The sequence below is a fragment of the Gordonia desulfuricans NBRC 100010 genome (assembly GCF_001485495.1).
In the GTDB taxonomy this organism is placed as follows: domain Bacteria; phylum Actinomycetota; class Actinomycetes; order Mycobacteriales; family Mycobacteriaceae; genus Gordonia; species Gordonia desulfuricans.
The window spans coordinates 17,131-30,482 of the sequence record NZ_BCNF01000109.1 but is presented as its reverse complement, the minus strand read 5'-3'; the positions used below and the strand labels follow the sequence as shown (position 1 = coordinate 30,482).

Genomic DNA, 13,352 nt, shown 5'->3' with positions numbered 1-13,352 from the left:
GGATCGGTCCGAGCGCTGCAATTGGCAGACACTGAGTTGCTCGAGCGCCCAGTGTCGTACGCACGCCTAAAGCAGCTTGCTGCGAAGTACGGTCAGACCCCTCGGGTATGGTCTGCCACGAAAATCAGTCCTAAACTGTTCGCCGACCTGATGGAGGAAGCCTGCTGTGGCGCCGAGTACGACTGAGAACCGATTGATGGTCCTCTCCATTCGGCCCGAGCACGTGACCAATATTCTCGCCGGGACGAAGACCGTCGAACTCCGACGTACTCGCCCTCGGATCGAGCCGGGGCAACCAGTGGCGATCTATGCAACTGCACCGATGTCCGCCGTCGTGGCGACCTGCGAGGTCGACAAGGTCGTCAGTGGTCGGCCGACCACCGTTAAGCGTGCGGCTCTGCGAGATGCTGCTATCTCAGCACGGGAGTTCGACTCCTACTTCCGTGGGACTTCTTGTGCAACAGCACTTCACTTGGCGAGGGTGACAAGACTGAGCCCTGTCGTCACCCTGGCCGAGCTGCGCTCGCGCCGCATGTACCACCCACCACAAACGTGGCACTACTTCACGGATGTCACGCTCCGTGAACTGGTGGGTGACCATGAGTCGTACGTTGTTCTGACAGCACTTCTGCGCTGATGATTCTCACAGTCGCCGCATGAGCGGCAGTGGCGTGTCCCCATCTGCTCCATCAGCATGCTCTCGATGGAGCAGGCGAGATCGCTGATGGGTTGCAGCGTGTCGGAGCCGTCACCCCACCCGGTGTTGTCCGTCTTTCGCTGATCGACAGCCCAAGCCCGATGAGTTGACCCTTCCGCGATAACTCGCAGCTGGGAGCAATCCGGCCACTGATCCCGAGGCAATGACGAGGCTCATCGAAAGTGCTCAGCGATGCTCATCGAATCTGCTCACTTGTGAGCGGCTCCTACTGTAGCGGCCGGCGGGTGTCGGCGGTGGCGGTGCGTTGGTCTTGCGATCGTGCGTGGTGGTCACGCAGGCGGTAGGAATCGCCGTCGAGTTTGATCACGACTGAGCGGTGCAGCAGGCGGTCGAGCATGGCTGCGGCGACGGTGGTGTCGCCGAGCACTGCACCCCATTCGGCGACCGATCGGTTGGTGGTGACCACGATCGAGGTTTTCAAATAGCGTTGTGCCACAACCTGAAACAGTGCGGATGCCGCTTCGGCGGGCAACGGCAGATACCCGAGTTCGTCAATCACCAACAGAGTTGGGCCGGCGAAGAACCGCATGGTGGTGGCCCACTCGCGGGTGTCGGCCTCGGTGATTCGATGGACGCCATCGAAGCGATTGCCGCCGATGTCCGTGCCGAAGGCGTGCGGTCGCAGGCCATGGCTCTCGACATCACCGACGCTGCCCGGTCGGAGGCGGTGATAGCCGATGTGGTGAGCCAGTTCGGGCGACTCGACATTCTCGTCAACAATGCCGGGACCGCAATCGGTGTCGGCGATTTCGCCGACGTCCCAGACGGGGAGTGGGAGCTCTCCTGGCAGGTCAACGTTCTCGGTGCGACACGACTCTCCCGACTCGCGGTGCCGCACCTTGCCCGGCACGGCCACGGCGCGATCGTCAACGTCGCCTCGACCGCGGGGCTCATCGGTGTTGCAGGCTACGGTGCATACAACGTCGCCAAGCACGGCGTCGTCGGCCTGACCAGACTGCTTGCGGCAGAACTCGGTCCGCGCGGCATCCGGGTCAACGCAGTCGCACCGGGGTTCATCCACACCGACATGGGTGCCGCCGAACTCGAGATGCTCTCGGACGCAAGTGACACATCGGTCGAGGACGCCGCCCAGGCGGCGGTGAGCGGCATCCCCCTCGGCCGACTCGGCACCGCCGATGACGTGGCCGAAGTGGTCGCCTGGCTGGTCTCCAGTGCAGCGTATGTGACCGGGACGATCATCCCGATCGACGGCGGAAGCGGGCGCTGAGCAAGCCGGGCCGACCCGTCACCGCCATTCGGGATCACTGAGACACGCTGCTTTTCAACAGATATCGGTGAACTCAATCGCGCCATCACCGGGCGTCGTCCTGCGGGCATCACTGTGAGCGCCGCATCGACGATGGCCTGGTGGTGGTCGGGCAACCGCACGGATTCGGGAATGCGGCGGTAGGAGCGGGCCGCGCACTCCGGCTACCGAAGTCTCGCGGTGCCACACTCGTTCCTCGGCGATGCGCACCGTAACGCCCACACCGACCCCGAAGTCCCCTGTTCCCTCCTGCGCGACAGCCAGGTCGCCGTCCTCGACCGCGGCGCCTGGGCTTGCCGTTCGTGTGCCGCCGGATCTCGGCGACACCGATGATGGACGTGGGGACTTCGTGTGGACTCCTCGGTGAGGGTGGCCGTGGTCACCGATCCGGGAAGCGAAAGCCGCTGTCGTGCCGTATCACTGGCGGAATTGAGACAATCCCGGTGGACACGACGGAAGCCGGTGTCGGCCAGGCTAGGGTGTCATACCGTTGACGCCGACGTGCTCCCGCCGTCGGCGACGGATCACCCGAGAGCGGAATACCAGCCTGTGCAGACCTTCGAGGTGATTGTCCAGATCCTTCTGTTCATCGCGCCCCTGGCCATCAGCGTCCGCTACGGGCCGATGGCCCTGATCGGATGTTCGGCGGTGTCGGTCTTCATCATGGTGGAGATCATGCGGATGGAGCCGGCATCACCGCCGTTGTCGGCGGTGTTCATCATCCTGTCGGTGATCTGTGCGACCGCCGCGCTGACGGCCGCCGGCGGAATGGAATGGCTGGTTCGCCTGGCGGGCAAGGCGATGCGCAGCCATCCGCGCAGCATCCCCGTCGTCGGACCGCTGTTCGTCTGGCTGTTCACCGTCATGTCGGGGACCGGGAACATCACCTTCGCGCTCGTCCCGATCATGTACGAGGTGTCGTATGCGGCGAAGATCCGTCCCGAACGCATCCTCGGTACCGCAGTCGCGGTCTGCCAGCTCGCCCTGATGGCCAGCCCGGTGGCCGCGGTCACCTACGTCTTCCTCACTCTCACCGAGCCAGAGGGGAATACCCTCCTCAAGACGCTCGCCGTGACCATTCCCGCATCACTGATCTCCACCGTGCTGACGTCGATGGTGATGTCGCGGTACGGCAAGGATCTCGCCGACGACCCGGAGTATCAGCGGCGGCTGGCGGCCGGCGAGATCGAACCGCCGAACACCGATGCCGACGCCGCCGAGGATCTGCCGCCGCTGCGTGATCGTGCGCCGTGGAGCGCGTTCATCTTCCTCGGCGGCGTGATCTGCGGGTGCATCCTCGGGTTCTTCGAACCGTTGCGGCCCACCAATCAGGTTGTGCAGGCCGATGGTTCGGTGCTCGACCACACGGTGTCGATGGCCTTCATGATCCCGATCACGATGTTCGCCGTCGCCGGGCTGATCATGATCGTGTGTCGGGTCACGACCCAGGATGTGATCGGTCAGCCGATCATCGGTACCGGTCTCATCGCCGCACTGCTGCTGGCGTCGGTGCCGGTGCTCGCAGGCACGATCCTCAACGCGCACATGGACCAGGTGGCGTCGTTCGTCGGCAGCGCGATCGGGGTGTCGGTGGCGTTGTTCGCCCTGATCCTGTTCCTGCTCGCCTCGCTGATCCAGAGCCAGGTCGCGTCGCTGACGATGCTGGTCCCGGCCGCGTTGGCCGGGGGCCTGGCCGTCGGCCCGATGACCGGCATGCTCGGCGCCGCCAGCGGCAACAACCTGCTGGCCTCGATGAGCGGTCTGGGACAGGCGTGCATCCTCACCGACAAGACCGGCTCGACCAAACAAGGGTCGATCCTGATCAACGGGTCGTTCTTGCTGCCGATGCTGCTGGGATCGGTGTTCGCCATCGCACTCGGGCTCGGCATTCAGGCCTTGGTGTACTGACCTGTACCGGCTCGGAGTGTGCCGGTGCATGCCGTGGACTTCGGCTGCGAATCCTGAACATGGTGGGCCGGTTGATCGAACGTGAGCTGGGTTGATCGGGCCGCCGACGCGGCGAGAACGCGACTCGGCCGTCGATGCGGTCGATGCGGTCGATGCATCGGTGAATCCCGAAGCCCGGAAGCCCCGAAGCCCCGAAGTCGCAGCACCGTGAACAGGCGCGCTGATCACCGTGGTACCCAACCGCATCGGTGGCACCGGTGCGGTTGGGTACCGTCCGATCAACCCCGGACACGCGGACTCGCGATCGCAGCCTTCCTCCTGCAGTACCCGACGAGTCTCCCGATCTCGAGATCGCCTACAGCGGTTGGGTGTTCACACAATAGCTCGATGGCATGTCGGTAGAACGATGCGGGAGGCATGCCGAACTCGACGAACACCTCGTCGTCGCCGCCACCGTACGGTGCCCAGCGGGCAAGGAACCGAACCACCTCTCGTGTATGGGTGGAGGAGTAGCGTTCGTTGCTCGACGGTGCGGCAAGTGACCGTGTGTCTGTCACCGGACCCCCTCAGTGCGCACTGGCCATGAACTCGATGAGCACGGTGGAGAACGTGACCGCCACAACCAGCGCGACACCGAGAAATCCGAGTGCCCACAGCTTCGCATTCAAGAGCGGAAGTGGGGATGCGGAATCATCGACAGGTGCCGAATCCCTGGAATGGGTTTCTTTCATGAGCCTAGATGTCCTTCCGGTAAATGATGTCGACGAGGACTCCGCCGATCGCGCAGATGGTGACGATGATTCCGCAGATCACCCATCCGACTCCCCCGCCGGATTCTGCATACCAGCCTTGAGCGAAGATGACGATCAGTACGGTGAGGAGCATCGAGCAGATCGCCACGAGTCCGAGTAGGCGACGGTACTTGGCCCTCCGTGCTGTGGCCAGGTATTCATCGACCAGCTCGATGCTGGGCAAATGTGTTCTGTCCGACCGAGCGGTCTGGGTGGGTTGCATGGTTCTGGTCATCACTCTCTGTGTTGTCGGGTGAGGTCAACCGCGGATGCGCGCGATGTAGGACTTGGGCTCGGTCACGATCACGAGTGCGCCGATGACCGTGCAGATCGAGCCGATGATGATGATGGCGCTGAAAGGTGCGCCGTACACCGTGAGCGAGAAGAACGATATGAAGAAGAATGCAAGAGTATTGGTGAGTACCCCTCCTCGGACCGCACCGGCATAAGAGATGCCGATGTAGTAGCCCATGATGATCCAGATGGCCCATCCGAACCCGATGACGGCGCCGAATGCGATGAGTCGCGGGTCGCTCCAGGCCTGTGCCGCGATGGTGCGGCCTTCGGGGAACAGGATGAAGAGAAGGATGTTGGCGATGATCAAGCCGAAGAAGGCACGCCACCAGAGAAAGCCCTCCGCCGGCATGAGGTCGGTGCCCGCGGAGATGGCAAAGCTCTCGAAACCCCATGTGAGTACGCCACCGAAGATGATGAGTAGGCCGACCGTGAAGTAGATGCCGTGCGTGGGAGCGTTGACCTCTCCTCCCGAGACCGCGAGCCAGATTCCCACAGCAAGGGCGACGAGACCGATCAGCGTGGTGGGACGCAGGATTCGTTCGCGATACAGCGTTGCGGCCACGATGGCCCCGACCACGCCGGCGAGGCCGCCGATGGCACCGGCGAGCGCGCCTCCGATCAGTCCCGACGCAGCGGCGAAACAGATGTCGCCGACAAAGCCGCCGACCGCAACGAAGAGGTTCCACCAGCTGACGCGGTGCCCCAGGACACGCCCGGTATCCCGCCATGTGCCGGTGACCGTGAGGAACAGCGCGATGGCGAGGACGCCGAACGGTACCTGCAGGACGGCCACGAGGGTGAAGGCGCCGGTGGGTGCCTGTGCGTTGAACGGCGGTGCGCCCACGATACTGCCGAGGAGCCCGAATGCGAGGCCCAGAGATGGTGCGGCAAGAATCGCGTAGATCATGCCCACACGCGTCTTCTTACCGTCTCCCAGACGGGATTGCTCGGCGAGATCGACCGCCGATCCGGGGAAGGTCATGAGTTGCCTCCGGTCGCGAGAATCGTGCTCAGATCAGTGGGGAGATAGCGATTCAGGTTGAGCTGGTACTCGATCAGCGGCCGGGCGCTCGCGGCGAGCCGGTAGCGCCGGATGATCTGACCGCTGTGCTCGGCAAGAGCTTCGGTGGTCAGCCACCCCACCGTGCTCAATCCGATCAGATCCTCACGAAGCCCACTGAGGTCGCGAGCCGGGTAGTGCTGACGGAGAAGGCCGAACAACTGGTGTTCCCAGATCCCCTGTTCGTCGAGGTGGTACAGCACCATGGCTGCCTGATACTTGGGTGCAGGTTTCATTGATTCTCCTGAGGAAAAGCGCAATGGAAAGCGCTTGCCGGAACGATAGCGCGCTTGTGTGATCTACGTCAATGGTCCGAAACGAATTGGGGCAGAGGACCATTCCTGTGATCGTGGCGGTGGCGAATCCACGAGTTCGGAACACCATGTGCTGCTTCGGAACGCGAGGGGCCGAGTTCCGTCCTGGACGGAACTCGGCCCGATCATGCTGGAGCGCAAAATCATTCGCGCCCTAGTCGGTGAGAAGGGCAGGAGACCGCCGACTCCGGCCATGCACGCGAGGGAATCGGGGTCTCGCCTGACCTCAGACGGTCATCGCCGAGGTGGCCACGAGGATGTCTCGGAGGACGTCGTCGAACGGGCGGGCCCAGATGTCGGCATTGAAGATCTCGACCTCGATGTCGCCGCCGTAGCCCGCGTCGACGACCGCACGTGTCAGAGCCCGGAGGTCGATGTGTCCCTGGCCGGGTAGTCCTCGGGAGAGGAGGGCATCGGCCGGGAGCGGGGTGATCCAGTCGTTGATCTGATACGAGGATATCCGTTGCTGTACACCGGCTCTGGCCACCTGGGTGTAGACATCGGGATCCCACCAGATGTGGAAGGCGTCGACGACCACGCCTACCGTGGCCGCATCGAAATGCTCGGCGATGTCCAGTGCGGATCGCAGCGAGGAGATGACGCCCCGGTCGGCTGCATACATCGGATGCATCGGCTCGATGGCGAGGGTGACCCGAGCGGCCGCGGCGGCGTCGACGAGGTCGGCGACAGCGGTGGTGGCGCGTTCGCGTGCTCCCCGAAGGTCGGTCGACGCCTCCGGGAGGCCTCCGGCGACGAGGACCAGAACGGGCGCCGATCCGGCGGCACCTGCCGCGGCCAGCTGGGCGATCTCGTCGATCGCACGGAGATTGGCGTCGCGGGCCCGCTGCTGTTCCCCAGGATCGTCGGAGGTGAAGAAGCCACCGCGACACAGGCTCGAGACCCGAAGTCCGGAATCGGCGACCATCGTGCACGCGGTCGACAGACCGACGTCGTGGACGGGTTCGCGCCACAGTCCGATGGACGGGATACCTGCGGCCGCCGTCGCGGACAACGCCTGCGACAGATCGGCGCGTTTGATCGTCGCCTGGTTGAGCGAGAGTCGATCATGCATGGTCATGTGCCACCGCCGGTCCGATACCGACAGGCCGCGCCGGAGCGTCGACGCCGTGAAGAGCCAACAGAGAGTTCCACCGTGATGCCGCCAGATCCGGATTCTCCAGGGCACCGGCGTTGTCCGCCAACCGAATCAGTCGGGACAGGTGGGGGAGGCTGCGTGCCGACTGCAGGCCACCGACCATGACGAATGCGGGTTGATGGCCGTTGAGCCAGGCGAGGAACGCCACTCCGGTCTTGTAGAAGGCCGTCGGAGGACCGAAGACCTCACGAGCCAGATCTTGGGTCGGCTCGAGCAGTTGACGAAAGGTCGCCTCGTCACCTCGGTCGAGCGCGTGGAGGGCGGCGACAGCAACCGGTGCGCAGGTGGCGAAGGCACCGAGCAGTGCATCCGAGTGCGTCTCCCCGTCGCCGGCGATCATGTCCACATAGTTGAAATCGTCGCCGGTGAAGACGGACACATCTGCGGGCAACGTTCGGCGTAGGGCGATTTCGGTGTCCCCGTCGAGCAGGCTGACCTTGATCCCGGCCACCGATTCCTGGTTCTCGATGATGATCTGTTCGACGGTGTCGCGCGCCACCGAGGCGTCGGCCGAACCGAAGTACCCGGCCAGCGTGGGGTCGAACATCGGTCCGAGCCAGTGCAGGATCACCGGGGAGGAACACCGCGACAGCACCTGCCGATACACGTGGCGGTAGTCGTCGGGACCTTTGGCGATCCGGGCCAGATGCCGGCTCGCCATGAGCACCACTTCCGCGCCCTGACTCTCGGCGAACTCCAGCTGCTCGACATAGCCATCGACCACAGCCTGCAAGGACACGACGTCATCCTCGAGGTGATCGGTGTTGACTCCCACCACGATCGATCCGCCCACGGCTTTCGCCTCGGCTGTCGAGCGTGTGATCAGTGAACGGATGGCGGTCGGATCGAGTCCCATGTTGCGCTGGGCCGTATCCATGGCGTCGGCGACCCCCAAACCGCACGACCACAGGTGATGGCGAAAGGCGAGTGTGGAATCCCAGTCGATGTCGGCGGCGGAGTCGGGGACGTTGTTACCGGCGACCCGTGGCACGACGTGTGCCGCGGCATACACCCGGCGTGAGGTGGGGCGCCGAAGCACGGTCGTGACACCGATCTCGGGTGGCGACAGTTCGTGCGGACGCGTGGTACCGGCCTCGTCGATGAGGTGGATCGTCGGCATCAGAGGGCCACCGTCTCACGCTGCGGCACATCGAGCGAGATCTCCGGAACCGGAAGACGCCGACCGGATTCGGCGCTTCGGAGTGCTGCTTCTGCGAGCTGCACGCCGCGGGCACCGGACGCGAAGTCGAACGGGTGGGGTGCTCCTTCGACAACATGGCGGATGAACTGTTCCCACTGTGCTTTGAAGCCGTTGTCGATTGTTGCGTTGTCGGGAACAAGGCTCCAGTCGGCGCGGTAGTCGTGCGTCTCGCGCAGATCGGGATTCCACGTCGGACGTGGGGTGACCGAGCGATGCTGGACGCGGCAGTCGAACAAGCCGGCGACGGCACTACCGAGCCGGCCGTCGACCTGGAACTCGACCAGTTCGTTGCGATCGACGCGCACGGTCCAGCTGGAGTTGAGTTGGGCGATGATGTTGTTGTCGAGTTCGAAGATGGCGTAGGCGGCGTCATCGGCGGTGGCCGTGTACGGGATGCCGTTCTCATCGATTCTGGTGGGAACGTGGGTGGCGGTTGTCGTGTAGACGGATGTGACACTGCCGAACAGATACTCCAGTACGTAGCTCCAGTGGGGGAACATGTCGCTGACGATGCCTCCGCCGTCCTCGCTGCGGTAGTTCCAACTCGGCCGCTGGGCTTCCTGCCAGTCTCCCTCGAACACCCAGTATCCGAATTCTCCACGTACAGAAAGAATCTCGCCGAAGTATCCCGAGTCGATCAAGCGCTTGAGCTTGACCAGTCCGGGGAGGAAGAGCTTGTCGTGGACCACGCCGTTCTTGACACCTGCCCGTGCAGCGCGCCGTGCCAGATCGAGTGCGTCGTCGAAGCTCTCGGCGGTGGGCTTCTCGGTGTAGATGGCCTTTCCGGCATCGATGGCCTTGCGGAGTCCCGACACGCGCGCTCGGGTCACCAGGAAGTCGGAGTAGATGTCCCACCGCGAGTCGGCAAGGCAGGCATCGAGATCCGTCGAGTACTCCGTGAGTCCATGCCGCTCGGCGATGTCGGCGAGCTTGCGTTCATCCCGGCCGACCAGGATGGGTTCGACCTGAACCCTCGTGGATCCGTCGGAGAGCAGGACACCGCCTTGCTCGCGGATCGGCAGGATCGAACGCGTCAGGTGCTGGCGGTATCCCATTCGTCCGGATACGCCGTTCATGATGATTCCGATGGTGGTGGGCAGGGTCATGCTCGATCTCCTCTGTGATATCTCCATCTGTGATGGCAAGCGCTTTCCATAAAAGCACGCTGTACCGTTTGGCGGCAAGGATCGCGCACGCGACGGATGACTCTTCCCCGACCGCGATCGAGGGGACTCCACCGGGTGCGGGCGGAGGTCCGGATGGAGCGGGAGACGCAGGTGAGCGGCTATCGTGACCGTGGACGAGAGGAGCGCAGGATGGGATCCGAGGTCACCCTGCAGGACGTTGCCGAGCGAGCCGGGCTATCGCTTGCCACGGCCTCGCGGGTTCTCAACGGTGGCAAACGTGTCGTTGCGGCGGCAAGCACCGCCCGGATCCTGCAAGCGGCCGAAGAGTTGGGTTACGTGTCGAACGGACCCGCGCAGGCGCTGGCCCGGTCGACCACGGCGGTGGTGGGACTGATCGTCCACGAGGTCGACGATCCCTACTTTGCGACGATCGCCAAGGGGGCGATGCGAGTCGCATCCGCACACGGCTTGCTGACCACGCTGGCAAACACTTTCGGCGATCAGGACCTCGAGGTCGACTACGTGCAGCGCCTCCAGGCTCAGCGGGTGCGGGCGCTGCTGCTGGCCGGTAGCCCACGTCTGGCCGACGACCAGCAGGCACGTTTGAACAGTGCGCTCGAGCGCTTCATCCGCGGCGGGGGGCGAGTCGCTGTCGTCGGCGATCATCGTGGCCCGTATTCTGCGGTACTGCCCGCGAACCGACGGGGTGCCGCGCAGGTGGCACGCCACCTCTTCGACCTGCGGCACCGCCGTATCGGCATCATCTCCGGTCCGGCGCACCTGACCACGGTGCATGAACGGTTGACCGGCTTCACAGACGCATGGGTCGATCTCGGCGGCACGCCCGACGACATCACGGTGGCCGACGGCGACTTCAGTCGTGATGGTGGATACTCCGCGATGATCCAGCTGGTCGAGCGGGCTCCGGAGGCGTCGGCCGTGTTTGCACTCAACGACCTGATGGCCATCGGAGCATTGGCCGCGCTGCATGATGACCTCGGTCGCGACGTACCCGGCGATGTGTCCGTGGTGGGCTTCGACGATCTGTGGATGACGGTGGATCTTCGGGTTCCGCTGACCACGGTGCGGCTGCCGTTGGAGGCCATGGGCACTCGGGCCATGGAGATGCTGGTCGGTGCCGACGCCGCGGTCGGTCCGCAACAGGCGCGGATGCCCGCCGACCTCGTCGTGCGCGCGAGTACCGGTCCGGCGCCGGTGTCTTCCTGACCGGTCGCCCGAACTCGTCACCGGTGCGTGTGTGGGGCGGACCCCGGTCATAGGACGGCCGCAGAGTGGCCCTTGCCACAGAAGGTCGCTGCCCGTACGCTAGCGGCAAGCGCTTACCGTCACTGATCCGGCAGTCGAGCTCACGATCGGGGCGCAAGTGCGGAGAGGACCCAATGGAACACGTGGATGTCGTCATCGTCGGCGCCGGTGCGTCAGGCGGTGTCGCAGCAGCCGCGCTGGCGTCTCGAGGATTCGGTGTGGTGTGTCTGGAGCAGGGCCACTGGCCCGATCGTGCCGACTATCCGGGGCAACGCATCACCTACGAACTCGAGGCGCGAAAGCAATGGTCGGCGAGCCCGAATGTGCGTGGCCGCGTGGAGGATTACCCGATCGATGACTCAGAGTCCGCGATCGCGCCGTTGATGTTCGCCGGCGTGGGTGGCAGCACGGTGCTCTACGCCGGCGACTGGCCTCGTCTGGTGCCGTCGGACTTTCGTGTGAGGAGTCTTGACGGCGTGGCCGATGACTGGCCGATCAGCTATGCCGACCTGCTTCCCTTCTACGAACGCACCGACATCGCCTTCGGGGCGTCCGGTGTCGGCGGGGACCCTGCATACCCCGGGGGTGCCGAACCACCGCTGCCGCCGCTGCCGATAGGCGAGATCGGGCACAAGATGGCGCGGGCTCATGACGAGCTCGGTTGGCACTGGTGGCCGGCGACACAGGCCGTGCTGTCCGCACCTTACAAGGGGCGGACCCCCTGCGTTCAGTTCGGCGCCTGCATGCAGGGTTGCCCAGAAGGGGCGAAAGCATCCACCGATCTCACCCACTGGCCGGACGCGGTCGCCCGCGGCGCGCGTCTGCTGACAGGTGCCAGGGTCTCCCGCATCCTGACCAATTCGTCGGGGCTTGCGACCGGGGTGGAATACGTCGATCCCGATGGTCGATGGCACTCCATCGGGGCCGACGCCGTGATCCTGGCCGCCAATGCCATCGGCACCGCGCGAATTCTGCTCAACTCGAGTTCGGCGCAGCATCCCGACGGACTGGCCAACTCGAGCGGGCTCGTCGGGAAGCGGTTGATGGTTCATCCCTTTGCCAACGTCACCGGGTATTTCGCCGACGATCTCGAATCATGGCAAGGCCACGTCGGAGCCAAGATCACCAGCTATCAGTTCTACGAGACCTCGAGTGATCGGGACTTCGTCCGGGGGGCCAAGTGGAGTCTGGCACCCACTGGGGGTCCGCTCAACGCCGCCATGCCCACACGTGCCGGCGAGAACAATTGGGGCCCAGGACATCATCAGCATGTCCGTCGCCATCTGGGACGGTCCATCAGTTGGGGGATCTTCGGTGAGGACCTGCCCGACGAGGCCAACCGCGTCACCATCGATGCCCGGCTCTGCGATTCGTCGGGTATCCCCGCTCCGAAGCTGACGTATGCGGTGAGTGAGAATTCGCGGCGCCTACTCGATTTCCACATCGCACGAGCGAGCGAGTCCCTGCGAGCGGCCGGCGCCACGGATATCGCCACGGAGTCACTGATGCGCTACTCGGGATGGCACCTACTCGGAACTGCGCGTATGGGAACCGATCCGGCGACCTCGGTGGTCGACCAGTACGGCCGTTGCCATGACGTGCCGAATCTCCACATCATCGATGGCAGCGTGTTCGTCACCTCCGGCGGTGTCAACCCCACCAGCACCATCGTCGCGCTCGCATTGCGTTCGGTGGAACACATGATCAGCCGGCGGATGGATGAGAAGGTGCCGGCATGAGTGGGTTCCTGACGCAGTCGGTCCCGGCAGCACCGTCGACGACGGCACCCACCGACCCGAGCGGAACAGACCTGCTCCGGTCTGCGGGGCTACGAGTCTGGCTGACCTCGATCGCCGACCATCTGATTCCCGCCGGAGATGGTATGCCGGCGGCCTCCGAGGTCGCGGTGACCGCCGATCAGTTGGGTCGGGTGCTGGCCGTTCGTCCCGATCTGGCGGCCCACCTCCGGCGGGCATTCGGGGCGACCGTGACCATGGCCGCCGCTGACGCCATCGATCTCCTGACGGGGTCGGACCCCGATGCCCTCGACGCCATCACGCTCACGGTCGCCGGAGGATACTACATGCATCCCGACGTGCGGCGCCGGCTCGGTTACACCGGACAACAGCCACGCACGATCACCATCGCCGAAGGTATCGACGAAGACATGTTGATGCGGGTCGTCGAGCGCGGTCCGATATACCGCGGTGCGTGACCGTCGAACACCGGACCGTGGTGACACCGATC

13 protein-coding genes and 1 pseudogene are annotated in these 13,352 nt (G+C 64.6%); 7 read left to right on the top strand and 7 right to left on the bottom strand.

Going from position 1 to position 13,352, the window contains the following annotated elements:
* Positions 1–186: hypothetical protein (locus GD1_RS25265; protein ID WP_217997895.1), on the top strand; the 186-nt coding region annotated here is incomplete at its 5' end.
* Positions 187–196: 10 nt separating this feature from the next.
* The gene (locus GD1_RS25830) at positions 197–637 is read left to right on the top strand and encodes an ASCH domain-containing protein (RefSeq protein WP_500683566.1); all 441 of its coding nucleotides are present in this window, start codon (positions 197–199) and stop codon (positions 635–637) included.
* 286 nt (positions 638–923) lie between these two features.
* Here the strand turns inward: GD1_RS25830 and GD1_RS17325 are convergent.
* Positions 924–1,259: pseudogene (locus tag GD1_RS17325) on the bottom strand (ATP-binding protein); the annotation flags it as partial.
* Positions 1,260–1,286: 27 nt separating this feature from the next.
* Between GD1_RS17325 and GD1_RS24380 the strand changes: the two are divergent.
* Together GD1_RS24380 and GD1_RS17315 are read left to right on the top strand one after the other, a co-directional pair.
* A complete protein-coding gene (locus GD1_RS24380; protein WP_157079534.1) occupies positions 1,287–1,946 on the top strand; it encodes an SDR family NAD(P)-dependent oxidoreductase in 660 nt (219 codons plus the stop codon).
* A 603-nt stretch (positions 1,947–2,549) separates the two neighbouring features.
* Complete coding sequence (locus tag GD1_RS17315) at positions 2,550–3,893, top strand: anaerobic C4-dicarboxylate transporter family protein (RefSeq protein WP_244882854.1); 1,344 nt, start codon at positions 2,550–2,552, stop codon at positions 3,891–3,893.
* Positions 3,894–4,628: 735 nt separating this feature from the next.
* On the opposite strand, the gene GD1_RS17305 is transcribed toward GD1_RS17315, so the two are convergent.
* From GD1_RS17305 to GD1_RS17280, 6 genes are all read right to left on the bottom strand, one after another.
* Complete coding sequence (locus tag GD1_RS17305) at positions 4,629–4,907, bottom strand: hypothetical protein (RefSeq protein WP_157079532.1); 279 nt, start codon at positions 4,905–4,907, stop codon at positions 4,629–4,631.
* Between the two features lie 36 nt (positions 4,908–4,943).
* On the bottom strand, positions 4,944–5,774 hold the full coding sequence (locus tag GD1_RS17300) for an EamA family transporter (protein ID WP_157079531.1): 831 nt from the start codon (positions 5,772–5,774) through the stop codon (positions 4,944–4,946).
* A gap of 185 nt (positions 5,775–5,959) precedes the next feature.
* The gene (locus tag GD1_RS17295) at positions 5,960–6,277 is read right to left on the bottom strand and encodes a hypothetical protein (protein ID WP_152972644.1); all 318 of its coding nucleotides are present in this window, start codon (positions 6,275–6,277) and stop codon (positions 5,960–5,962) included.
* A gap of 304 nt (positions 6,278–6,581) precedes the next feature.
* A complete protein-coding gene (locus tag GD1_RS17290) occupies positions 6,582–7,433 on the bottom strand; it encodes a sugar phosphate isomerase/epimerase family protein (RefSeq protein WP_053776598.1) in 852 nt (283 codons plus the stop codon).
* Positions 7,420–8,631 (bottom strand): dihydrodipicolinate synthase family protein, encoded by a 1,212-nt coding sequence (locus tag GD1_RS17285; RefSeq protein ID WP_020790641.1) that lies wholly within the window; start codon positions 8,629–8,631, stop codon positions 7,420–7,422. Before GD1_RS17285 ends, GD1_RS17290 begins: the two co-directional genes overlap by 14 nt.
* Positions 8,631–9,818: a Gfo/Idh/MocA family protein gene (locus GD1_RS17280; protein ID WP_053776597.1), complete on the bottom strand. Its 1,188-nt coding sequence runs from the start codon at positions 9,816–9,818 to the stop codon at positions 8,631–8,633. Before GD1_RS17280 ends, GD1_RS17285 begins: the two co-directional genes overlap by 1 nt.
* Positions 9,819–10,028: 210 nt before the next feature.
* Between GD1_RS17280 and GD1_RS17275 the strand changes: the two genes are divergently transcribed.
* The 3 genes from GD1_RS17275 to GD1_RS17265 all read left to right on the top strand — a co-directional run bounded on the left by GD1_RS17275 (position 10,029) and on the right by GD1_RS17265 (position 13,320).
* Complete coding sequence (locus tag GD1_RS17275) at positions 10,029–11,066, top strand: LacI family DNA-binding transcriptional regulator (RefSeq protein ID WP_059038523.1); 1,038 nt, start codon at positions 10,029–10,031, stop codon at positions 11,064–11,066.
* 173 nt (positions 11,067–11,239) lie between these two features.
* Entirely contained in the window at positions 11,240–12,844 is a 1,605-nt protein-coding gene (locus GD1_RS17270; RefSeq protein ID WP_053776595.1) for a GMC family oxidoreductase, read from the top strand.
* Positions 12,841–13,320, top strand: coding sequence for a hypothetical protein (locus tag GD1_RS17265; RefSeq protein ID WP_020790739.1), 480 nt, complete (start codon positions 12,841–12,843; stop codon positions 13,318–13,320). The genes GD1_RS17270 and GD1_RS17265 overlap by 4 nt, the downstream gene beginning before the upstream one ends.
* Positions 13,321–13,352: the final 32 nt, after the last annotated feature.

What these genes read in the sequence shown, in the direction of transcription:
- GD1_RS17265 (WP_020790739.1), top strand. Translation starts at nt 12,841, where the DNA reads ATGAGTGGGTTCCTGACGCAGTCGGTCCCGGCAGCACCGTCGACGACG.
- GD1_RS17280 (WP_053776597.1), bottom strand. Translation starts at nt 9,818, where the DNA reads ATGACCCTGCCCACCACCATCGGAATCATCATGAACGGCGTATCCGGA.
- GD1_RS17270 (WP_053776595.1), top strand. Translation starts at nt 11,240, where the DNA reads ATGGAACACGTGGATGTCGTCATCGTCGGCGCCGGTGCGTCAGGCGGT.
- GD1_RS25830 (WP_500683566.1), top strand. Translation starts at nt 197, where the DNA reads ATGGTCCTCTCCATTCGGCCCGAGCACGTGACCAATATTCTCGCCGGG.
- GD1_RS17305 (WP_157079532.1), bottom strand. Translation starts at nt 4,907, where the DNA reads ATGCAACCCACCCAGACCGCTCGGTCGGACAGAACACATTTGCCCAGC.
- GD1_RS17295 (WP_152972644.1), bottom strand. Translation starts at nt 6,277, where the DNA reads ATGAAACCTGCACCCAAGTATCAGGCAGCCATGGTGCTGTACCACCTC.
- GD1_RS17275 (WP_059038523.1), top strand. Translation starts at nt 10,029, where the DNA reads ATGGGATCCGAGGTCACCCTGCAGGACGTTGCCGAGCGAGCCGGGCTA.
- GD1_RS17285 (WP_020790641.1), bottom strand. Translation starts at nt 8,631, where the DNA reads ATGCCGACGATCCACCTCATCGACGAGGCCGGTACCACGCGTCCGCAC.
- GD1_RS24380 (WP_157079534.1), top strand. Translation starts at nt 1,287, where the DNA reads ATGGACGCCATCGAAGCGATTGCCGCCGATGTCCGTGCCGAAGGCGTG.
- GD1_RS17290 (WP_053776598.1), bottom strand. Translation starts at nt 7,433, where the DNA reads ATGACCATGCATGATCGACTCTCGCTCAACCAGGCGACGATCAAACGC.